Source organism: Streptomyces sp. NPDC030799, assembly GCF_055572255.1.
The window spans coordinates 326,370-347,357 of sequence record NZ_JBVIDS010000004.1 but is presented as its reverse complement, the minus strand read 5'-3'; the positions used below and the strand labels follow the sequence as shown (position 1 = coordinate 347,357).

The following is a 20,988-nucleotide window of genomic DNA, read 5'->3' as shown; positions in this document are numbered from 1 at the left end:
CCCGTAGGGGCGGTCGGCCGGAGGGTCTGGACGGTCGTCCTGTACGGGCGGTCGGCCGGAGGGTCTGGACGGCCGTCCCGTGCGGGCGGGCGGCCGGGAGCCCTGGCGGTCGGCCGTAGGGCCTGGCGGTCGCCCCGTACGGGCGGTCCGCCGAAGGACCGGACGGTCGTCCCGTGTGGGCGGTCGGTCGGAAGACCTGGTGGTCGCCCCGTACGGGCGGGCCGTCGACAGGTCAGGCGGTCGGCCGGTGTGCGGGCCGGTCGTCGAAGGAGCAGGCGGTCGCCCTGTGCGGCCGGCTCGCCGGAGGGCTCGGCAGGCCGGACCATGCGGTCGGCTCGCCGGAGGACTTGGCAGGCTGCCCCGCACGGGCAGCGTGCCGGAAGACGCGGCGGTCGCCCCTGCGGGCGGCCCGCCGGAACGCTCCGGCCGGGAGGGACGGCTCCCGGCCGGGGTCCGTGGACCCGAGCGGGGTCCACGGCAGCCGTCTCCGGGGCGCGTGTGGAAGCACGCGCCCCGGAACGGTCACCGCGCTCGGCCCGCTCAAGCTCCACCCCGTCCTGGTCCCGCACGACCACACGCACCACCTCCATGAAACCCGCGTCGACAACGACGCGTCAGCCGCTCGGAGGAGCCGCCGTGGCCGCCCATCCTGTTGACGAGAAACTCCCCGCCCTCAAAATGGCGACCAGCGGCCTGCAGCACGTGGCCGCCATGTACGCGGGAGTCGTCGCACCACCCCTGATCGTCGGCGCGGCCGTAGGCCTCTCCGCCACCGACCTCACCTTCCTCACCGGAGCCTGTCTGTTCACCGCCGGGCTCGCCACCTTCCTGCAGACCCTCGGCTTCTGGAAGATCGGCGCCCGGCTGCCGTTCGTCAACGGCGTCACCTTCGCCGGCGTCGCCCCCATGACGGCGATCGTCGCCTCCGCCAAGGACAAGTCCGATGCGCTGCCGGTCATCTTCGGCGCGGTCATCGTCGCCGGTCTCCTCGGCTTCCTCGCCGCCCCCTTCTTCAGCAAGGCGATCCGCTTCTTCCCGCCCGTCGTCACCGGCTCGGTCATCACCCTGATCGGTGTCTCACTGCTCCCCGTCGCATTCGGCTGGGCCCAGGGCCCCGACCCCAGGGCGAGCGACTACGGTTCGACGACCTACCTCACCATCGCCGGCATCACCCTGGCCATCGTCCTCGTCCTGCGCCGCTTCACCCGCGGTTTCGTCAAGCAGATCGCGGTCCTGCTCGGCCTGATCACCGGCACGCTCATCGCGATACCCTTCGGCGTCACGGACTTCAGCCCCGTCGCCCACGCGGACGTCGTCGGCTTCCCGGTCCCGTTCCACTTCGGCGCACCGCAGTTCCAGATCGCGGCGATCCTGTCGATGTGCGTGGTCATGGTCGTCTCCATGACGGAGTCCACGGCCGACATGCTGGCGCTCGGCGAGGTCGTCGAACGCCCCGCCGACGAGAAGACCATCGCCGCCGGACTGCGCGCCGACACCCTCGGCTCCGCCCTCAGCCCCCTGTTCAACGGCTTCATGTGCAGCGCCTTCGCCCAGAACATCGGCCTCGTCGCGATGACGAAGATCCGCAGCCGCTACGTCGTCGCCGTGGGCGGCGGCTTCCTGGTCCTGATGGGCCTGTGCCCGATGGCCGCCTCGCTCATCGCGGTCGTACCCCGGCCGGTCCTCGGCGGTGCCGGTGTCGTCCTGTTCGGCTCGGTCGCCGCGAGCGGCATCCAGACCCTGGTCCGGGCCGGACTGGAGAAGGACAACAACATCCTGATCGTCGCCGTCTCCCTGGCGGTCGGCATCATCCCCATCACCGCGCCGGGCTTCTACCACGCCTTCCCCGAGACCGCGAGGATCGTCCTGGACTCCGGCATCTCGACCGGCTGCGTCACCGCCGTTCTGCTCAACCTTGTCTTCAACCACATCGGCACGGGCAAGGACGCCGAGGACGTGACCCATCCCATGGAGGCGGGCCAGGAACTCACGTCCGCGCACTGAAAACCGGCGCGGGGCACGTCTGCGGCCGTGCCCCGCGCCGTCGTATGCGGCAGTCTCGGCGACATGAACGAGTCCGGCCGTGTCGAGGCGTTCACGGCTCGGGCACCGCTGTAGCGGCCACGGCCGCGCATCCGCGTTCAGGTGCGCGGGCCCACCCGGCAGGGCGTGACCGCAGGCAGCCGGCCGGTGAGGTACGACCTGGGCGGCACCCCCATCAGGGCTCGGAAGTCGGACGTCATGTGCGACTGGTCGAAGTAGCCCGTAGCGGCGGCGAGCTCGGACCAGCGGGCGCTCCCGGCCCGGGTGACGACCGTACGGACGCGGTCGATACGGGCGTAGTGCTTGGGGGAGACTCCGACGCCGTCGGCGAACAGGTTGCGCAACTGACGCTCACTGACGGCCAGTTCCCGGGCGACGTCCCGGACCTGCGCGGGCACTCGGTCCAGCCGTACCGACAACGCCGCCACGCCCGCCCGCAGCAGTGCCGTCCGGTCCGCGACCGCGGCGTCCGGCAGCAGCCCGGGCAGCACCTCGGCGAGCCCTGGCAGCGCCTCCCGAGGATGCAGCCGGCGCATCGCGCGCGCGAGCCGGCGCGCCGCCCCGCCCGGCAGCTCGTCCAGCGACACCACCCGGCCGACCAGCGCGGCCGCCGGAACACCCAGCAGGGGCCGGGCCGTACCCGGAGCCAGGTGCAACTCCATACAGGAAATGCCGGCCTTGCCCTCGTGGTAGGAGGCCCGCACCCGCGGTCCGACGGCCAGCACGTCACGCTGTCCGTCCGCCGTCACCCGCAGCACCACCTTGGTCACCGCGTCGGGCAGATGGACGAACGCCTCCTCGGGCTGCTCGGCGAAGGACACGGTCCGCACAGCGGCGAGCCACGGGCGCAGTACTTCGGGCGTCCTGGGGGACTGCCAGGCGGTGGTGTTCGGCACCCTTCCACCGTAAGCGCCCGGCGCCGTGGGACGGGCGGCCCGGCCGTGCCGGAATTTCCAAGAGCCGGGCCCCTCGGCCGGCCCACCGTGGACCCATGATTCTGGTGACGGGTGCCACGGGCACCATCGGCAGTGACGTCGTACGACAGCTGGCAGCGCGCGGGGAGAAGGTCCGCGCCCTCACCCGCGACCCGGCGAAGGCACGGGTGCCCTCCGGGGTGGAGGTGGTGCGCGGGGACCTTCGCGAACCGGCCTCCTTGCAGGCGGCGCTGGAGGGTGTGACGGCCGCCTTCCTGCTGCGTCCGCCCGGCCCCGACGAGGGCCAGGACGCCGCGCTGGTCGCGGCGGCCGGTGCGGCGGGCGTACGACGGCTGGTGAAGCTCTCCGCCATCGGCACCGGCGATCCCGCGGTCGGCCCCTCCGGGCTCTGGCACCTGGACGGCGAGCGTGCCGTCCGCGACAGCGGCGCCGAGTGGACGGTGCTGCGGCCGTCGTCGTTCGCCTCCAACACGCTGAGCTGGGCGGAGCCGCTCCGGGCGGGCGGGCCGGTGCCCAACATGACCGGGGAGGGGGCGTCGGGTGTCGTCGATCCCCGTGATGTGGCCGAGGTCGCGGTGGCAGCCCTGGTCGACTCCGGGCACGCGGGGCGCACGTACACCCTGACCGGGCCCGAGGCCGTCAGCGTCCCCGGCCAGACCGTCGTGCTCGCCCAGATCCTGGGCCGCCCGGTCCCGGTCCGGAACCTGTCGCCCGACGAGACCCGCGACTTCCTGCGCACCGTCTGGGGCTTCGACGAGGTCCGGGCGGACGCCATCCTGACCGGCGTCGGGTACGTCCGTGCCGGCGGCAACGCGACGGTCACCGAGGACGTGCCCGAGGTGCTGGGCCGGCCGGCCCGGACCTTCCGGGAGTGGGCCGAGGACCACAAGGAGGCCTTCGGCGCGGGCTGAACCGCCCGGCGGGAGGGCGGGAGCCGAAGGCGGGGCTCGGTCACAGCGCCGCTCCCGCCCCCGATCGCCAGGTGAACGCACCCTCCAGCTGCTGACCGGCCGGAGCTGTTCGACGGGTGTGGGGACGCGGGGACTACAGGCCGAACAGGGCGAGGTCCGTCGTCAGCTCCTCGAACACCTCGCGCGGGTCGGCGACCAGCTTGCGCTCCTGGAGATCCAGCAGACCGCCGACCCCGCTGACCTCGGCCGCGAGGGTGCCGTCGGTCCTGCGTATCTCCTGCACGATCCGGAAGGTCTTGCCGCCGCTCCACTCGAACTCACAGGTCACATCGACCTCGTCACCGGCGAGCAGTTCGCGCCGGAAACGGATGGTCGTCTCCAGCGCCACCGGACCGACACCCCGGCCCACCAGCCGGGCCTGGCTGATGCCGGCCGCCTGGAGCAGCGACCAGCGGGCGTGCTCCGCGTAGTTGAGATACACGGACTGGTTCAGGTGTCCCTGGGTGTCCGTCTCGTAGCCGCGGACGGTCACCCGGACGGAAAACGGTTCGGCCACTGCTTGCCCTTCTCGTGTTCGAATCTCCGGTCGGTCGATCTTGGCACGCCGTTCACACCCGGCGCGGCGAGGCGAGCAGATAGCGCACGCGCGTCCGCGGTTCGGTGTACTCGCCGGGCTGCCAGCCCGCGCGCTCCAGCGTGGTCGCGCAGGCCGCCAGGCTCTGTGCGTCCGGCGCGTACACGGCGACCGCTTCCGGCTGCGGGGTCGCACGCACCCGGTAGCCGTCCGTGCTGCTGCTCGCCGGACGGTGCCCGGCCGCCTCCAGGGCCAGCGCCGCCGCCCGCACCAGGTGCGTGCGCTCCCAGCCGCACGGCCGGTCCACCGCGCCGTCGGGGTTGGTCATCCGGCGCAGCTCCAGCAGCCCCTGCCAGGCGCCGTGCACCTCACGCAGCCGCGCCGGACCGTCCGCGGGCGGCTCTTCCGCACCGCCGGCCCGCGCCGCGAACGCCCCGGTGCCCGCCGCGGGTTGTGCCGTCTGCGTCTTGGGCACCGCCTCCCGTATGCGGTGTCCCGCCGGGGTCAGGAAGTGCTCGTGCGGCGGCCGGGGATGCCGGAAGGCCAGCCCCCGCTGCACCAGCGCCGTCAGTTGCGCCTCCGTACCGTGCAGCCGTCCGGTCACCGGATCGGCGGCCTCGATCAGACGCCGCTGCGCGGCGGTCGGCGGTCGGCTCACAGCGCACTCCCTCCGGTCCTGTCCCCGGTCCGGGACCGCGCCCGTCACACGGCCCGCTTCGCAGAGTACGGCCCGGGACCGACAACGCGGCCGGCGCCTGCGGCCGGCGCCTGTGTCCGGGCGCCCGAATCCGGCGCCTACTCCTGCGGCCGGATGTTCCACCCCGCCACCACCGGCCGCCCGTGCTCCGTGCCCAGGCGGCACAGGGTTCCCGTTGCGAGCTGGAACAGGGCCCCGTGCCGGGGCGAAAGGCCGAGGCGGCGGGCGGTCAGCACGCGCAGGAAGTGGCCGTGGGCGATCAGGACGACGGCGCCGTCGGTGCCGGCGAGGGCGGCGTCGGCCTTGGCCAGCACCCGGTCGGCGCGCTCGCCGACCTGCTCCGGGGTCTCGCCGGGATGCTCCGGCGGCCCCGGCGCGACCCCGTCCGTGAAGAGGAACCAGCCCGGCCGGCTCCGCTGGATCTCCACGGTGGTCACGCCCTCGTAGCCGCCGTAGTCCCACTCGCGCAGGTCGGCGTCGACCTGGGCGTCCGGGATCCCGATGAGCTCGGCGGTCTCCCGGGCCCGCTGCAGGGGGCTGACGAACGCCGCCCCGATCCGGTGCGAGCGGATCAGCGGCACCAGCCCGCGCGCCTCCTGCCGCCCGTGCTCGGTGAGGGGCACGTCGGTCCAGCCGGTGTGCCGTCCGGACCGCGACCACTCGGTCTCACCGTGCCGGACGAGAAAGAGGTCACCCACGTCAGCGCCCTTCCCGCTCGCCTGTGAGCACCGTGTCACAGGGAGGCGGCCGACCGCAGGACCGACTCGGCCAGACGGCCGTTCTCCGGGGCGGCGCCCACCCCTGAGGGGAAGGCGAACCGGCGCCGGGTGTAGGCGTAGGCGATGCCGTTCGCCGGGTCGGCGAAGCCCAGCGAGCCGGTCGCACCGCTGTGCCCGAAGGTGCCGGCGTCCAGGACCGGGTACAGCGCGGGGGTGTGCTCGAAGCCGCGCGCGAAGTGGTCCTCGCTGCCCACGACCAGGTCAGGGCCGCCCGGGGTGCGCAGCTCGCCGAACAGGGCCGCCGTCGCGGGCGTGAGCAGCGGCGGCCTGCCGTCCACGGTGCTGATGGCGGCCGCGTACATCCCGGCGACCCCGCGCGCGTTGCCCACGCCGCCCGAGGACGTCGGCCCGAGCGCCTTCACCCGGGGGTGGTTGCCGAAGGCCACGAGGTCGGTCGGCGCCGGCCCGTGCGCGTTGAAGGCGATGCCCCGGATGCTGTCCGCAGCCGCCGCCCGCTCCTTCAGCAGCGCGGCCTCCTCCGGCGTCGGCACCAGCGGCTGCACGTCCACCCAGCGCTTCTCGGCCGCCGCGGGCAGCCCCAGGTAGTAGTCGAGTCCGTACGGCGCCCGGATCCGCTCCTCGTACAGCTCCTGGATCGACCGGCCGGTCACCCGGCGCACCACCTCACCGGTGAGGGCGCCGATGACGAAGGCGTGATAGCCCCAGGCGCTGCCCGGCTCCCACAACGGTGTGCGCGCCGCCAGGCGGGCCGCGACGATCCGGTCGTCGGCCAACTCCTCCACGGTGAAGGCCTGTTCCGCGTCGCCGACGAGTCCGGCCCGGTGCTCCAGCAGCTCGCCCAGGGTCAGCCGGTCCTTGCCGTGCACGCCGAACTCCGGCCAGTACGCGGCGACTTCCCGGTCGAGGTCGAGCACCCCGTCCTGCACCAGGAGCGCGACGACGAGGTGCGCGGCTCCCTTGGCGATGGAGTACAGGGTCGTCAGCGAGTCCCCGTCGATGCCGTCGCCGCCCCACAGGTCCACCACGCGCCGCCCGTGCCGGTACACCACGAGCTGTGCGCCCGGATCGTCCCGTTCCCCGGCGAGCACCGCCGCGAACTCCTCGCGTACGCCCTCGAATCCGTCCGCCACCGTGCCGTGCACGTCGATCGCCATACGTCGTTCCCCCTGTTCGCTGATCGCCGACAAGGATCGTCAACGGGCAGCGGGCGCCGGGCATTCCCGTGGCTCAGGTGCCCGGCGGGACCAGTGTGTTCTCGGTGCCCAGGGCCTTGGCGCCGCTGTTCGCGTACAGCGTGGTCTCGCCGTCGGACCAGCGCACGACCAGGTCGTTGCCCGTGTGGTCGGAGGTGAGGTCGCCGGTGGTCATGACCTGGGCGTGCGGCCAGGTGCCGTTCGGGCCGCGCAGCCGGGACCGGGTGCCGAGCCCGCCGGCCGAGACACCGGTGTAGCTGTCGAGCGAGCCGTCGGACCAGCGCACGAGCAGGTCCGCGCCGACCGTGCCCCGCAAGGCGCCGCCGCTGAGCAGCGCGGACTTGGTCCAGGTGCCGTTCGCCCCGAGGAGCTGCTTGCCCGTGCCGAAGGACCCGGCGCGGACCGCGGTGTAGAGGACCAGACTGCCGTCGGAGCGGCGCGCCAGCACATCGGTCGCGCCCTCGGCCCCGTGGAACTGCCCGGCAGTGAGCTGTACGACGTTCTTCCAGACGGAGTTGGGCTTCGCCATCTGCACCTCGCGGCCCACTCCGGAAGGGCTGAGATCCGGGTACAGGGTGGCCTCTCCGTCCGACCAGCGCACCAGCAGGCCCGGCCGTCCGCCGGTGAAGGCACCGGCGGTGATGTTCCGGGCGTGCGTCCAGGTGGAGTTGGCCTTCAGCAGTCGCTTCTCGGCCCCGAAGGCGCCGTTGCCGTCCCCGGGGTACAGCGTGACCCCGCCGTCGGACCAGACGACGAGCAGGTCGCCGAGGTGGTCGCCGGTGTAGTCCGCGGAGGCCATCAGCGCGGCCTTCTGCCAGCGGGCGGCACCGCCCGGCAGCTGGAGCCCCTGGTACGCGGGCAGACCGGCGGGCGGGTCCTGGTTGGCGACCGCTCGGGCGAGCAGGTTGGCCGCGTCGGCGCCGAATGCCGGGGCGTAGCTGATGTAGTCGACGTTCGCGTCGTTGCCGCCGCCGTTGTAGCCGCCGAGGTTGCCGATGACGTGGCCGGTGCCCGCGTCGTCCCGGTAGTCGGTGATCCACGGGCTGCCGGACACGCCGCCGTAGTAGCCGCCGCAGGTCATCGACATCTGCCGGTAGCCGGGCAGTTGCTTCGTCGGCACGGTGCACTTGACGGCGCGCCCGGCGCTGTTGTGCCCGTAGGAGGGGTAGCCGACGACGGTCACGTTCGTGTGGGTGTAGCCGTTCGCGCGGGTGAAGGTCAGTCCGCCGCCGACCGCGTCCTGCAGGCTCTGGCCGCGCTGGTTGGCCGACACCCTGGCGAACGCGGTGTCCAGGTCCGACGCGGGCTTCTTGGTGGTCGTCGACCCCTTGTCGGGCACGTACCGGGGGTCGGTGAAGACCCGCTGGATGTGGAAGATGCCGTACGGCTGCTGGTCGGGGCTCGCGCCCTTCACGAACCGGGGGACGAAGACGTAGTCGCCCCTCATGCTCAGCGCGCAGTGGGCGGCGGTGAGCACGATGTTCCGTGCCGCGGTGTCGATCACACTGCCCGTGCAGTGCCAGGTCGTGCCGCCCGGCCCGTCGGACCCGAAGAACGTCCCGACGACACGGGTCCCTTGGAAGAGAGTGCCCTGCGGGCGGCCCGCCGCCGCGGCCCCCGGACCGGGCCCGTCCGGCCGTGCCCGGTCCCCGTCCAGCGGCGCCGCGTCCGCCATCCGCTGCGCGGTCCAGAAGCGGGCGGCCTGCCGCGCCTCCTGCCCGGTGGAAGGCGCCGGCGACGCGGCGGACCCGGCCTGCGCGGGCGCGACCCCGCCCCCGAGGGCCGCGCCGCACACCACGGCGACGGTCGTCCGGCGTATGCGCGACGAGGACGGTCTTCTGGACGAGGACAACGGTGCTCCCCCTGGTCTGCTGCGGGTCTGTCAAAACCGGCCCGGGGGAACGGCTGCGCGGCGCTGGTCGGGCGCGAAGATCCCCCCGGTTCGTGCGGGGCGATCCTCGCACAGGCGCGCGAATACGCGAAACGGGCTACTGCCGGTACCCGCCGAGGAACCGCCCGATCCTGCCGATCGCCGCCTCCAGGTCCTCCGCGTGCGGCAGGGTGAGGATGCGGAAGTGGTCGGGGGAGGGCCAGTTGAAGCCGGTGCCCTGAACCACCTGGATCTTCTCGCGCAGCAGCAGGTCGAGGACGAACTTCTCGTCGTCGTGGATCGGGTGCACCTTGGGGTCGATGCGCGGGAACGCGTACAGGGCGCCCTTGGGCTTCACGCAGGACACACCGGGGATCTCGTTGAGTTTCTCCCAGGCCACGTTCCGCTGCTCGTGCAGCCGGCCGCCGGGCAGCGTCAGTTCGCGGATGGACTGGCGGCCGCCGAGCGCGGCCTGGATGGCGTACTGGGCGGGGGCGTTGGCGCACAGGCGCATGGAGGCCAGCATGGTCAGGCCTTCCAGATAGTCCTTCGCGTGCTGCCGGGGACCGGTCACGACCAGCCAGCCGGAGCGGAAGCCCGCCACCCGGTACGTCTTCGACAGGCCGCAGAAGGTGAGCACGACCAGGTCGGGGGCGAGGGCGGCGGCCGAGTGGTGGACCGCGTCGTCGTAGAGGATCTGATCGTAGATCTCGTCGGCGAACACCATCAGGCCGTGCCGGCGGGCCAGGTCCAGGATGCCCTCGACGACCTCCTTCGGATATACCGCGCCCGTCGGGTTGTTGGGGTTGATGATGACCACGGCCTTCGTCCGGTCCGTGATCTTCGAGGCCATGTCGGCCAGGTCCGGGTTCCAGTCGGCCTGTTCGTCGCACAGGTAGTGGACCGCCTTGCCGCCGGCCAGGGTGGTGGCGGCCGTCCAGAGCGGGAAGTCCGGTGCGGGGACGAGGATCTCGTCGCCGTCCTCGACGAGCGCCGTCACGGCCATGGAGACCAGTTCGGAGACGCCGTTGCCGAGGAACACGTCGTCGACGCCGACCTCCAGGCCCAGGGTCTGGTAGCGCTGGGCGACCGCCCGGCGGGCGGAGAGGATGCCGCGGGAATCGGTGTAGCCGTGCGCCTGCGGCAGCATCCGGATCATGTCCTGGAGGATCTCCTCGGGCGCCTCGAATCCGAAGGCCGCGGGGTTGCCGGTGTTCAGGCGCAGGACGCTGTGCCCGGCCTCCTCCAGCGCGTTGGCGTGTTCGATCACCGGGCCGCGGATCTCGTAACAGACCTCGCTGAGCTTGTTCGACTGCCGGAACTCCATGCGCCCCTCCGGAAACTCGTGTTGCTTGGTTTTACCAAGTAGGAGCTTGGAAAGTCCAATGACATGTCTAGACTGCGGGTCATGTCACCTCGCCGAAGCTACGACCAGTACTGCTCCGCAGCCCGCGCCCTCGACCTCGTCGGCGACCGCTGGACCCTGCTGATCGTCCGGGAGCTGCTGGCCGGGCCCCGTCGCTACACGGACCTGCACGCGGACCTGCCCGGCGTGAGCACGGACGTGCTCGCCTCCCGGCTGAAGGACATGGAGCGCGACGGCCTCACCACCCGCCGCCGGCTGCCCCCGCCGGGAGCGGCCTACGTCTACGAACTCACCCGGCGGGGCCGGGAGTTGCTGCCCGTGCTGCAGGCGCTGGGCAGCTGGGGCGAGACCGAGCTGGGCGAGCGCCGGCCGACCGACGCGGTCCGCGCCCACTGGTTCGCGCTGCCCCTGCTGCGGGCCCTGGAGGGGGAGGGGACCGTGGAAGTACGGCTGGCGGAAGGCGAGTTCCATCTGCGCCTCGGCGCAGAGGAGGGCCCGCTGTACGGCGACGGCTCCGCACCCGGCGAGGCCGACGCCCGGCTGGAGCTGGACGCGGCGACCTGTGAGGCCGTTGCCCGTGGCGAGTTGAGCCTGCCGGACGCGGTGCGGGACGGCCGGGTGACGGTGACGGGTGACGGCACCCTCGCCAAGGCGTTGCGGGAGGCGTGAAACCAGCCGCACGGGGTGGGCCGGTGGCCGAACAGACGGAAGGCCCGCCGGCAGGCGGGCCTTCCGATGCGAGGGCTCACACGTTCGGCGGCACCCGGGACGGCCGCCCGGACCCCCGGGTCAGTGCGTACCCGCCGACCCCGGCGAGAGCCGCCAGCGCACCCCCGACCGCGGTCCACACCCACCGGTCGGACCACCAGCCGGAGGACCAGCCGTCGTCGGAGCCGAAGCTCGACAGCACCGCCGGCTTCGAACCCTTCCCGTCCGCCTCGGACTTGACGGCGATGCCGGGAACCAGCGGCTTGCCCAGCGAGCCGTCCACCGCCGCCGCGCCGCCGATGTCCTCGGAGTCGGCACGGACGTCGACGCTCACCGGCTTGCCGAGGTCGGCGGAGCCGAGGTCCACGACGGTCAGCCGGATGTAGTACGTGCCCGGCAGCGGGTCGTTGCCCCACGGCTCCGACCACCCGCGCACCGTCCGCAGCACACAGGCCAGTGCGACGGAGGACGCCCCCTGCCCGGCCGTACGGGTCGCCGCCCCGTACTGGCAGGCCTGACGGCGCCGCAGTCCGTCGTACACATCGATCTGCCAGGTCTGCGCCCCGTGCGCCGCAGGCAGCTTCACGCTCGCGCTGACGGTGGGCCGCTGCCCGGTGTCCGCGGGGAACGACCAGTACAGGTAGTCACCCGTCGAACCGGACGCCGTGGCCTGCTGCCCCTGCCGGATCTCCGTCGCCGTACGGAACGAGGTGCCCGCCCGAGTGGGCGCCTTGCCGTCGGCGGAGGCGCCGGGAGACGGGGAGGAGTCGGCCGCGGCCGGTCCGGCCGCGAGCCCCAGCGCGAGCAGCGCCGCACCCATCACACGTGTGATCCGCATCAGTTCGTCCTCCAGACCGCGACCCGCCAGCGCGACAGCCAGCCCCACAGCAGACCCGCCAGGAAGCCGGCCAGCACCAGCGCACCCAGCAGCCACCAGCCGCGGCCGAGACCGAAGGAGGCCACGTCGTGATGGCCGGACGGTCCGTCCACGACGTCGACGGTCAGCTCCAGCGGCAGACCCGGCGTCGTCTTGACACCGGCCGCGGCCGAGAAGGAGTTGGTGACCTGCAGGCACACCGTCTCCGCGGGCGCGTTGTCGTCGTCGCTCTCCTGCTTCGGGTAGCGCAGACCCGTCGAGATCACGTCCGTACGGCCCGTCCCCGCTGCCTCACCGCGCACGATCTCCCGTCCCTGCACGGTCACCGCCCGCAGCAGCAGCCCGTAGTCGGGGTTCACCGCCCGGTCGTCGGCCACGCTCACCGAGGCGCGCAGCTCCTTGCCGGGGTCCACCTCGACCTTGTACCAGCGCTGCTGCCCGAACTCCGCACGGTCCGTGTACAGCCCCGACTTCAGCGTCGGTGCCTTCTCGCACTGCGCGGCACCCTCGGTGGCCACCGGCGTCACCACCGGATCGGCCGCCCGGTCCACCAACTGCCCGACCCGGTCGGACAGTTCTTCCTTGTGCCGTACGTCGGTGTAGGTGCCGCCGGTCGCGTCCGCGATACAGCTGAGCTGGTCGCGGGTCTTGGCGTCCGGCACCAGACCGAGGGTGTCGATGGTCAGCCCGATGCCCTTGGCCGCTATCTCGCGCGCCACCTCGCAGGGGTCGAGCGGCTGGCAGGTGTCCTCGCCGTCGCTGATCAGGACGATACGACGGCTTCCCGCGCCGCCGTTCAGATCGTCCGCCGCCTTCAGCAGCGCGGGACCGATCGGCGTCCAGCCGGTCGGCTGCAGCGTGGCCACCGCCGTCTTGGCGTCGGTCCTGTTCAGCGGGCCGACCGGGTAGAGCTGCGCGGTGTCCTTGCAGCCCTCCTTGCGGTCGCTGCCGCGGTAGTTGGCGCCCAGGGTGCGTATGCCGAGCTGTACCTCCTGCGGCGTCGCGTCCAGCACCTCGTTGAACGCCTGCTTCGCCGCGGCCATCCGGGAGCCGCCGTCGATGTCCCGCGCCCGCATCGAACCGCTGACGTCCAGCACGAGTTCGACCTTCGGGGCGGCCGCCTGTGTCTCGTCGGCGACGGCTGAGCCGGGCAACGCGATCCCGGCCGCCAGGGCGGCGAGCAGAGCACAGACTCCCGCCGCCAGCCGTTGTCTTGTGATCATCGCCGGATCTTATGGAGCGGACGGGCCGGGCTCCAAAACGAGCGGGTTCGGCAGGGACGTCCACTGGTCGCCCGGGGTCCCGGGGGACAGGCGCATCAGGGTCAACGCCTTGGCCGGCAGCGGGCCTTCGCGCAGGGCGCGCAGGTCGGGGGTGTCCGCGAGGTCCGGTACGGCGGCGGACAGGGCCGCTCCCAGCGCCGCGCCGGAGCCCGCCGTACCGGCCAGCGCGCCCGCCACCAGGGAGCCGAACAGCTTGCGGCGCAGGGCCGTCTCGTCGTCGGTGACCAGGCGCCCGGTGAGCGCGGGCGGGACGATGCCGTGCCGGGCCAGGCGGGCCGGGCTGATCCGGATGTCGGCCAGGTCGCGGTAGACCAGCCGCAGCGGGGTGCCGTCCGCCGCCAGGATCACCAGCAGGTTCTGGCCGTGCGCCTCCAGGGCCACGCCGAGGTCGAGCAGGCGCAGCCCCACGGTCAGGGTCAGGCGGGTGAACGCGGCCATCCAGGCGGGCGCGTCCGGCAGGCAGGTGGTGGCGAGCGCGGCCACCGGCAGGACCCGTTCCCCCGGGCCCGTGTACACCTCGGGTGACTCGCGCAGCAGCGCGGCCAGGTCGGGGGATCCGGCCGAGACCGCGCCCAGCGTGCGGGTGAGGTGCAACAGGCCGTCGGTGCGGGCCGCCAGCTCCTCGCCGAGGGCCGTCAGCGGCGCGGCGGCCCGGACCGAGTACGCGGAGATGTCCCGCACGGAGGACGTCAGCCGGGCGCTCAGCGCGGTCTTCACATGCGTGCCGCCCGGGAGTGCGAGGGTGCGCAGGGACAGCAGGGGACGCCCCGGGCGCCAGGGGCCGTACGGCCGCTGCAGGACGTGGCCGGCCTGCCAGGGGTGCACGGGCACCAGCAGCCGTCCGCCGTCGCGCAGTTCCTCCGGCCAGTCACCGTTCACCAGGCAGTCCGCCGCCGGCACCGGTACCGTCCCCAGCTCCACCACCGGCCGGTGCTCCGGGCCGTACGCCAGCTGGTCGGCCACCGAGAAACCGGGACGGGAACGGCAGCCCGGGTGGTAGGGATGCCCGTCGGTCACCCGCTGCTCCCACTCCCAGTCCCTCCCCCAGCCTTCGGTCGTGGGGACCCCCGCGGGCCACTCCTTCGGGTGATCCGCGCCGGCCCGTGACAGCGCCAACGAGGCGACACTGTCCGCCAGTTCGGCGGCGAATGCCGCGCCGTGCGGCACCGCGAGGGCGGTCATCAGCGCGGCCGGATCCACCTGGCGCTCCCGGTCCAGGCGGACGCCGGTGACGTACGCGCTGGTGGCGTACGGGTCCGCGGGCGGCCCGTACAGCGTCCGGCCGTCGGCGAGCCGCAGCGCCAGGCCGTGCGCACCGTGCACCCGGCCGGTGATCCATGGCAGCGGCTCGTGGGCCAGCGCCCGCCACAGCCGGGTCAGCACGGCGGCGCGGGCGCCCGGCAGCTCCGCCGTGTAGCGGGGCAGCAGCGCCGGCCGGACGGCGGCCAGCTCCTCGGCGACCCGGGCCTCGGTGGTGGCGGGACGGTGCACGGTCGGCTCCTCGGTTGCACGCTGCACGCAGGACGGTCGCACGCTGCACGCAGGACGATTGTCGGGGACGACAGACATACTGAGCGCGACGACCCCCGACGAAACGAACGGATCGCGTGGACCTGACACCCCCCACCGACGCCGTCGGCCGCCGCGCCGACGCCTACGCGGCCGCTCCGGTGCTGAACTGCCTGCTGCGCGAGGTGGCCGAGCCGGACCCCGCTGACCCACGGGTGCACCGGCTGCCGAGCGGGCGGCTGCTGCGCGTGCGCCCCGGCCGGCGCCCCACCGACCCCGAGGTGTGCTCGGCCGGGGTCTGGCACCGCGTCGTCCACACCGAACTGGTCAAACTCGTCGCCGAGGAACTGCGCCGGCACACCGGGCTGTCGGGCGGCGACCTGCCCGCCGAGATGATCGACAGCCGGGACGCGGTCGCCGCGCTGCTCACGGCCCGCGCCCGGGCGACGCCGCCCGCGGATCCGTATCTGCTCTCCGAGCAGTCCCTGATCACCGGCCACCCCTGCCACCCCGCTCCGAAGGCGCGCGGCGGCGGCCCGGTCGCGTCCTGGCTGCCCTACGCCCCCGAGGCGCACGCCCGTTTCCCGCTGGTGCTGCTCGGGGTGCGCGAGGACCAGGTGGCCGAGGAGGGCGACACCGGCGCCCTGGACGCGCTCGGCACGGCCCCGCCGGGCTACCGGCTGCTGCCGGCCCATCCCTGGCAGCTGGACCTGGTCGGCCGGGAGCTGGCGGAGGCCTTCGCCGACGGCCGCCTGCTCCGCCTCGGCGACACCGCCTTCGACACCTGGCCCACGGCGGCGATCCGCACGGTCTACGAGCCGCGGCGCGATGTGTTCCTGAAGTTCAGCCTGGACGTCCGCATCACCAACGACATCCGCCGGCTGTGGCGCCACGACCTGCGCAGAATGCGCCGCACCGACCGGGCCGCCGGGCAGGCCTTCGCGGCGCTGGGCCCGCCCGCGGCCTGGCTGAGCGACCGCGGCTACCGCACGGTCGCCTTCGCCTTCGAGGAGCTGGCCGTCCTCGTCCGGGACGGTCTGCGCGGCCATCTGCTGCCGGGCGCCACCCCGCTGCTCGCCGCCGGCCTCACCGAGGGCTTCGACGGCAGCCCGCTGGCCGGTGCGGCCGACCCGGCGGCCTGGTGGGAGGCCTATCTGTGGCAGGTCGTCCCGCCCGCCCTCAGGGCCTTCGACGAGCACGGAGTCGTCCTGGAGGCCCATCTCCAGAACACCCTCGTCGCCGTGGACGCGGCCGGCACGCCCGTCCAGGCCCTGTTCCGGGACGCCGAGGGCGCCAAGCTGCTGCCGGACGTGAGCAGGGCCGCGGGCTGGGAACGGCTGGTCTACTGCCTGGTGGTGAACCACCTCACCGAGATCGCCGCAGCCCTCGCCGAACACCACCCGGGCTTCGACCCCTGGCCCGCCGCCCGCGGCGAACTCGCCCGGCACCGCCTGCCCGAGATCCCCGCCCTGCTCACCGCGCCCACCCTGCCCGGCAAGACCAACCTGCTGCTGCGCTGGACCGGCGCGGACGGCGCGGACGCCCGCTACCTGCCCCTGCCGAACCCGCTGGCGGCGCGTTGACCTGCCTGCCGACTACCGGGCCGTGCCGAAGTCCTGGGTCCAGTAGCTGCCCGGCTGCGCGAGACCGACGCCGATCTGCTGGAAGGAGCAGTTGAGGATGTTGGCCCGGTGTCCGGGGCTGGACATCCAGCCCGCCATGACCTCGTCCGCGGTGCTGTAACCGTAGGCGACGTTCTCGCCGTAGGCGCTCCAGTCGTAGCCGGCGGCCGTGATGCGGTCGCCCGGGGCGGACCCGTCGGACCCGGTGTGCGACATGTTCTGGTGCGCCGCCATGTCCGCGCTGTGGTCCTGCGCGGCCTTGGTCAGCGCCGTGTTCAGCGTCAGGGGCCGGCAACCGGCCTTGGCGCGCTCGGCGTTGACGAGCTGCACGATGCGCGCGACGACCCCGGACGCCGTGGCGGGGGCCTGGGGCGTGCTCGGCGTGGCCTTAGGCGTGCTCGGCGTGGCCTTCGGCGTGCTCGGCGTGGCCTTCGGGGTGCTGGGCGCGGCCGGGGCCGTGGACGCGGCGGGGGTGGAGTGGGGAGCGGGGGTCGTCGCCGGCCTGGGGGTGGCGGCCTTCGACGTGGCGCTCGGGTGAGCGGTGGCCCGGGGCGTGTGCGGCGCCGCGGCCGACGGCGTACCGGTGTGGTGCCCGTTGCGGTGGTGATGGTGGTGATGCCGGTGGGGGTGCTGCCACTGCTGCGGGGGCGCGGTCGCCACGGCGGCCTGGGACGGGTCCTCCGGGCCGTACGGCCAGGTGGAACAGGCCAGGGCGACGGACGGTACGCCGACGGCGCCGATGGTGACGGCGGCGATGACTATCCGCCGGTAGTGCTGCGTCCTGCGGTGCTTACCCATGCGTGAACCTCACTCGGTGATCGCCGAGCGGTCATTCTCAGGACGGCCTCACAGAGAGCGCAAAGGCCTCTTCTACTACCCCGCCTCGTAGGATGGGGCGGGTCTTGCCAGGCGGGCGGAGAGATGCCGACTTCGCATCCGCGACGTTTGCTCACTGCTGTCGCCTCGTCAGACATGTGCGCCCGGCGAGGAATAGGGGAAGCCATTGGGCGGGTGGCGGGAGCTCGCTCGGGAGCGGCAACGAATCTGTGGCAAGACGGACAAGTCCTCTTTGTCCCACGGGTGGCATCTACTACCCGGCCTGCTTAGTCGCCGACGCCGGTGTGAGGGATGTCACCCGGCCGCCCTGCTTTAGGGTGGCTGGTGTGCTGCGCGACGTGACTGCTGTTCGATACGTGACCCCGCTGCGGTCGGGCGGCTCCGTCCCGGGAGTCGTCGAGGCCGACGACGACGGCACGTACGTCGTCAAGTTCACCGGCTCGGCACAGGGACACAAGGCGCTGGTCGCCGAGGTGATCGTCGGCGAACTCGCCCGCGCGCTCGGACTGCGCTTCCCCGAGCTGGTCCTCGTCCACTTCGACCCCGCCATCGCCGCCGGCGAACCGCACCAGGAGGTGCGCGAGCTGCACGGCGCGAGCGCGGGCGTGAACCTCGGCATGGACTACCTGCCGGGCGCCCGGGACTTCACCCCTCGGATCGCGCAGTCCTTCCCCGTGGACCCGCTGGAGGCCGGCCGCATCGTCTGGCTGGACGCACTGACCGTCAACGTGGACCGCACGGTCCACAGCTCCAACCTCATGGTCTGGCCGACACTCGGCACCACGCCGCCGCGCCTGTGGCTCATCGACCACGGCGCCGCCCTCGTCTTCCACCACCGCTGGGACACCACGACCCCGGGCAAGAGGTACGACTTCCGCCACCACGCCCTCGGCCACTACGGCCCCGATGTCCGCGCCGCGGACGCCGAACTCGCGCCACGGGTGACCGAGGAGCTGCTGCGCGGCATCGTCGCCGAGGTCCCGGACGCCTGGCTGGCCGAGGACGCCGGCTTCGCCACGCCCGACGACGTCCGCGCCGCCTACGTCGACTACCTCCTCGCCCGGGTCCGCCGCTCGCCGGAGTGGCTGCCCACGGACTTCCCGAGCCGTGCAGAGCTCGCGGCCGAGGAGGCCGCCCGCGCCGAGAAGACGCAGGCGGGCCGCCCGGACTGGCTCAAGCGCGTCCCCGACCTGCACGGCAAGCCGGCGGCGGAACAGGACTGGTCGGCGCACCTGGGCTGAAGGTGCGCGAGCGGCCCCGGACGCCGTCCGGAGCCGCTCGGTGCGCCTGTGCGGCCGGGGTGTCAGCCCTTGAGCTGCTCGTACGCCGGCAGGGTCAGGAAGTCGGCGTAGTCCTCGTCCAGGGAGACCGTCAGCAGCAGGTCGTGCGCCTCCTGCCAGTGGCCGGCCGCGAAGGCCTCCTCGCCGATCTCCTTGCGGATGGCGTCCAGTTCCTCGGCGGCGACCTTCCGGGCCAGTTCGGGCGTGGCCTTGTCGCCGTTCTCGAACTCGACGCCCGCGTTGATCCACTGCCAGATCTGGGAGCGGGAGATCTCGGCGGTGGCCGCGTCCTCCATCAGGTTGAAGATGGCGACCGCGCCGAGCCCGCGCAGCCAGGCCTCGATGTACCGGATGCCGACCTGGACGGCGTTGACCAGACCGGCGTACGTCGGCTTCGCGTCCAGCGAGTCGATCGCGATCAGGTCGGCCGCCTCGACGTGCACGTCCTCGCGCAGCCGGTCCTTCTGGTTCGGCTTGTCGCCGAGGACCTTGTCGAAGGACTCCATGGCGATCGGGACCAGGTCGGGGTGGGCGACCCAGGAGCCGTCGAAGCCGTCGTTCGCCTCGCGGTCCTTGTCGGCGCGGACCTTCTCGAAGGCGATCTTGTTGACCTCCGCGTCCCGGCGGGACGGGATGAACGCCGCCATGCCGCCGATGGCGTGCGCGCCGCGCTTGTGGCAGGTGCGGACGAGCAGTTCGGTGTACGCCCGCATGAACGGGGCGGTCATCGTGACCGCGTTGCGGTCCGGCAGGACGAACCGGGCGCCGCCGTCACGGAAGTTCTTGACGATGGAGAACAGGTAGTCCCAGCGGCCCGCGTTCAACCCGGCGGCGTGCTCGCGGAGTTCGTAGAGGATCTCCTCCATCTCGTACGCGGCCGTGATCGTCTCGATCAGGACGGTGGCGCGGACGGTCCCCTGCGGGATGCCGACGTAGTCCTGCGCGAAGACGAACACGTCGTTCCACAGCCGGGCTTCGAGGTGCGACTCGGTCTTGGGCAGGTAGAAGTACGGGCCCTTGCCGAGGTCCAGCAGCCGCTGGGCGTTGTGGAAGAAGTAGAGGCCGAAGTCGACGAAGGCGCCGGGGACGGCGCGGCCGTCGGCGTCGACGAGGTGCCGCTCGTTCAGGTGCCAGCCGCGCGGGCGCATGACGACGGTCGCCAGCTCCTCGTTCGGGCGCAGGGCGTAGGACTTGCCGGACTTCGGGTCGGTGAAGTCGATGTTCCTGGTGTAGGCGTCGATCAGGTTGATCTGGCCGAGGACCACGTTCTCCCAGGTGGGCGCGGAGGCGTCCTCGAAGTCGGCGAGCCAGACCTTCGCGCCCGAGTTGAGCGCGTTGATGGTCATCTTGCGGTCGGTGGGGCCGGTGATCTCGACGCGCCGGTCGTTCAGCGCGGGCGGGGCCGGGGCGACCTGCCAGGAGTCGTCCGCGCGGATCGCGGCCGTCTCGGGCAGGAAGTCGAGCGTGGAGGTGCGGGCGATCTCGGCGCGGCGCTCGGCCCGGCGGGCGAGGAGTTCGTCACGGCGCGGGGTGAACCGCCGGTGCAGCTCCGCCACGAAGGCGAGCGCCGCGTCCGTGAGGACCTCTTCCTGCCGGGGCAGGGGCTCGGCGTCGACGATGGCCAGCGGGGACGGCGCTGGTGCGGACATGAGCTGTCACTTCCTTCAGCGGTGGCACCGGGTGCCTAGTGGCACTTATAGGGCAAACAGCGCCCGCTGTGCGGTCAGGCGCTTCTGAGCAGTGGATAGTAGTTTCCTCATTGTGGAACTTCAATGGTTTGTTGATGTCGAGATTCTCTGAGTCGAGGAAAGGTGGCGCCCAGTGCCACCCCCTTCACTCAAGGTGGCGCAGGTCGGCCTCGATGTCGATGTCGTACGGCTCGGCCACGTCCGCGCACTCCACGAGCCGGATCTGCCCGGCGTGCTCCTGAAGGTAGGCGCGGGCTCCGCGATCCCCGGTGGCCGTCGCCGCGATGCCCGGCCAGTGGGCCGCGCCGAACAGCACCGGATGCCCGCGCGTCCCGTCGTAAGCGGCCGAGACCAGCGATTTCTCGTCCTCGTACGCACCGAGTACCCGCGCCATGGCCGCCGGTCCGATGCCCGGCTGGTCGACGAGGCTCACCAGGGCCGCGTGCACCCCCGTACCGGCGAGTGAGGCCAGCCCCGCCCGCAGGGAGGAGCCCATGCCCCCGGCCCAGTCGGGGTTGTCCACGAGCACACAGCCGGTCAGGTCGGCACGCGCCCGTACGTCGTCGGCGCGAGCGCCCAGGACGACGTGCACGCGTGCGCACCCGGCCGCGCGCAGCACCCCGGCCGCGTGCTCGACCAGCGGGCGCCCCCGGTGCTCCAGCAGCGCCTTGGGACGCCCGCCGAGCCGTCTGCCCCCGCCGGCGGCGAGCAGCAGCCCGGCGACCTCCTCGCGATGCTTGTCCGTCATGCGTCCTGCATACCTGACGCGAGGGACGACGGCCCGATTCCCTTGGGCTGAATTTCGGTCCGCGCGGTGGCGCTCCCGGACGCGGTGGCGTTTACTGGCCCGCGCAC

At 73.0% G+C, this 20,988-nt stretch carries 18 protein-coding genes; 5 read left to right on the top strand and 13 right to left on the bottom strand.

Annotated features, from left to right (window positions below):
* The first annotated feature begins 636 nt into the window (after positions 1-636).
* Positions 637-2,004 (top strand): nucleobase:cation symporter-2 family protein, encoded by a 1,368-nt coding sequence (locus ACZ41I_RS12500; protein ID WP_468514024.1) that lies wholly within the window; start codon positions 637-639, stop codon positions 2,002-2,004.
* A 137-nt stretch (positions 2,005-2,141) separates the two neighbouring features.
* Here the strand turns inward: ACZ41I_RS12500 and ACZ41I_RS12495 are convergent, their stop codons facing one another.
* Positions 2,142-2,939, bottom strand: coding sequence for a helix-turn-helix domain-containing protein (locus tag ACZ41I_RS12495; protein ID WP_399772974.1), 798 nt, complete (start codon positions 2,937-2,939; stop codon positions 2,142-2,144).
* 95 nt (positions 2,940-3,034) lie between these two features.
* On the opposite strand from ACZ41I_RS12495, the gene ACZ41I_RS12490 reads away from it, so the two are divergent.
* The gene (locus ACZ41I_RS12490) at positions 3,035-3,889 is read left to right on the top strand and encodes an NAD(P)H-binding protein (protein WP_399772976.1); all 855 of its coding nucleotides are present in this window, start codon (positions 3,035-3,037) and stop codon (positions 3,887-3,889) included.
* A 133-nt stretch (positions 3,890-4,022) separates the two neighbouring features.
* On the opposite strand, the gene ACZ41I_RS12485 is transcribed toward ACZ41I_RS12490, so the two are convergent.
* The 6 genes from ACZ41I_RS12485 to ACZ41I_RS12460 form a co-directional block, all read right to left on the bottom strand.
* Complete coding sequence (locus ACZ41I_RS12485) at positions 4,023-4,445, bottom strand: acyl-CoA thioesterase (RefSeq protein ID WP_363216601.1); 423 nt, start codon at positions 4,443-4,445, stop codon at positions 4,023-4,025.
* A gap of 52 nt (positions 4,446-4,497) precedes the next feature.
* Positions 4,498-5,121: a hypothetical protein gene (locus ACZ41I_RS12480; RefSeq protein ID WP_468514023.1), complete on the bottom strand. Its 624-nt coding sequence runs from the start codon at positions 5,119-5,121 to the stop codon at positions 4,498-4,500.
* Between the two features lie 137 nt (positions 5,122-5,258).
* Positions 5,259-5,858, bottom strand: a complete 600-nt coding sequence (locus ACZ41I_RS12475; protein ID WP_363216599.1) for a histidine phosphatase family protein — start codon at positions 5,856-5,858, stop codon at positions 5,259-5,261.
* Positions 5,859-5,893: 35 nt separating this feature from the next.
* Positions 5,894-7,054: a serine hydrolase domain-containing protein gene (locus tag ACZ41I_RS12470; protein ID WP_363216598.1), complete on the bottom strand. Its 1,161-nt coding sequence runs from the start codon at positions 7,052-7,054 to the stop codon at positions 5,894-5,896.
* A 73-nt stretch (positions 7,055-7,127) separates the two neighbouring features.
* On the bottom strand, positions 7,128-8,945 hold the full coding sequence (locus ACZ41I_RS12465) for a trypsin-like serine peptidase (RefSeq protein WP_468514022.1): 1,818 nt from the start codon (positions 8,943-8,945) through the stop codon (positions 7,128-7,130).
* A gap of 136 nt (positions 8,946-9,081) precedes the next feature.
* Complete coding sequence (locus ACZ41I_RS12460) at positions 9,082-10,290, bottom strand: pyridoxal phosphate-dependent aminotransferase (protein WP_363216596.1); 1,209 nt, start codon at positions 10,288-10,290, stop codon at positions 9,082-9,084.
* A gap of 81 nt (positions 10,291-10,371) precedes the next feature.
* Here ACZ41I_RS12460 and ACZ41I_RS12455 point away from each other — a divergent pair, with 81 nt between their 5' ends.
* Positions 10,372-10,998 (top strand): winged helix-turn-helix transcriptional regulator, encoded by a 627-nt coding sequence (locus tag ACZ41I_RS12455; RefSeq protein ID WP_468514021.1) that lies wholly within the window; start codon positions 10,372-10,374, stop codon positions 10,996-10,998.
* 76 nt (positions 10,999-11,074) lie between these two features.
* Here ACZ41I_RS12455 and ACZ41I_RS12450 read toward each other — a convergent pair whose 3' ends face one another.
* The 3 genes from ACZ41I_RS12450 to ACZ41I_RS12440 are packed head-to-tail and all read right to left on the bottom strand — an operon-like array spanning position 11,075 to position 14,688.
* Positions 11,075-11,875, bottom strand: a complete 801-nt coding sequence (locus tag ACZ41I_RS12450) for a hypothetical protein (RefSeq protein WP_468514020.1) — start codon at positions 11,873-11,875, stop codon at positions 11,075-11,077.
* Entirely contained in the window at positions 11,875-13,137 is a 1,263-nt protein-coding gene (locus tag ACZ41I_RS12445) for a VWA domain-containing protein (RefSeq protein WP_468322825.1), read from the bottom strand. Before ACZ41I_RS12445 ends, ACZ41I_RS12450 begins: the two co-directional genes overlap by 1 nt.
* 9 nt (positions 13,138-13,146) lie before the next feature.
* On the bottom strand, positions 13,147-14,688 hold the full coding sequence (locus ACZ41I_RS12440) for an IucA/IucC family protein (RefSeq protein ID WP_468322985.1): 1,542 nt from the start codon (positions 14,686-14,688) through the stop codon (positions 13,147-13,149).
* Between the two features lie 116 nt (positions 14,689-14,804).
* On the opposite strand from ACZ41I_RS12440, the gene ACZ41I_RS12435 reads away from it, so the two are divergent.
* On the top strand, positions 14,805-16,289 hold the full coding sequence (locus ACZ41I_RS12435; protein ID WP_468514019.1) for an IucA/IucC family protein: 1,485 nt from the start codon (positions 14,805-14,807) through the stop codon (positions 16,287-16,289).
* A gap of 12 nt (positions 16,290-16,301) precedes the next feature.
* On the opposite strand, the gene ACZ41I_RS12430 is transcribed toward ACZ41I_RS12435, so the two are convergent.
* Positions 16,302-17,126 (bottom strand): CAP domain-containing protein, encoded by an 825-nt coding sequence (locus tag ACZ41I_RS12430; RefSeq protein ID WP_468514018.1) that lies wholly within the window; start codon positions 17,124-17,126, stop codon positions 16,302-16,304.
* Positions 17,127-17,491: 365 nt separating this feature from the next.
* On the opposite strand from ACZ41I_RS12430, the gene ACZ41I_RS12425 reads away from it, so the two are divergent.
* Complete coding sequence (locus ACZ41I_RS12425) at positions 17,492-18,406, top strand: HipA family kinase (protein ID WP_468514017.1); 915 nt, start codon at positions 17,492-17,494, stop codon at positions 18,404-18,406.
* 62 nt (positions 18,407-18,468) lie between these two features.
* Here ACZ41I_RS12425 and aceB read toward each other — a convergent pair whose 3' ends face one another.
* Positions 18,469-20,094, bottom strand: a complete 1,626-nt coding sequence (aceB, locus tag ACZ41I_RS12420; protein ID WP_363216588.1) for a malate synthase A — start codon at positions 20,092-20,094, stop codon at positions 18,469-18,471.
* A 184-nt stretch (positions 20,095-20,278) separates the two neighbouring features.
* Complete coding sequence (locus tag ACZ41I_RS12415) at positions 20,279-20,881, bottom strand: nucleotidyltransferase family protein (protein WP_399773005.1); 603 nt, start codon at positions 20,879-20,881, stop codon at positions 20,279-20,281.
* Positions 20,882-20,988 lie beyond the last annotated feature (107 nt).

Excerpts from the sequence above, each read along its gene's own strand:
- ACZ41I_RS12490 (WP_399772976.1), top strand. The coding sequence starts at position 3,035 with ATGATTCTGGTGACGGGTGCCACGGGCACCATCGGCAGTGACGTCGTA.
- ACZ41I_RS12470 (WP_363216598.1), bottom strand. The coding sequence starts at position 7,054 with ATGGCGATCGACGTGCACGGCACGGTGGCGGACGGATTCGAGGGCGTA.
- ACZ41I_RS12460 (WP_363216596.1), bottom strand. The coding sequence starts at position 10,290 with ATGGAGTTCCGGCAGTCGAACAAGCTCAGCGAGGTCTGTTACGAGATC.
- ACZ41I_RS12455 (WP_468514021.1), top strand. The coding sequence starts at position 10,372 with ATGTCACCTCGCCGAAGCTACGACCAGTACTGCTCCGCAGCCCGCGCC.
- ACZ41I_RS12450 (WP_468514020.1), bottom strand. The coding sequence starts at position 11,875 with ATGCGGATCACACGTGTGATGGGTGCGGCGCTGCTCGCGCTGGGGCTC.
- ACZ41I_RS12445 (WP_468322825.1), bottom strand. The coding sequence starts at position 13,137 with ATGATCACAAGACAACGGCTGGCGGCGGGAGTCTGTGCTCTGCTCGCC.
- ACZ41I_RS12430 (WP_468514018.1), bottom strand. The coding sequence starts at position 17,126 with ATGGGTAAGCACCGCAGGACGCAGCACTACCGGCGGATAGTCATCGCC.
- aceB (WP_363216588.1), bottom strand. The coding sequence starts at position 20,094 with ATGTCCGCACCAGCGCCGTCCCCGCTGGCCATCGTCGACGCCGAGCCC.
- ACZ41I_RS12415 (WP_399773005.1), bottom strand. The coding sequence starts at position 20,881 with ATGACGGACAAGCATCGCGAGGAGGTCGCCGGGCTGCTGCTCGCCGCC.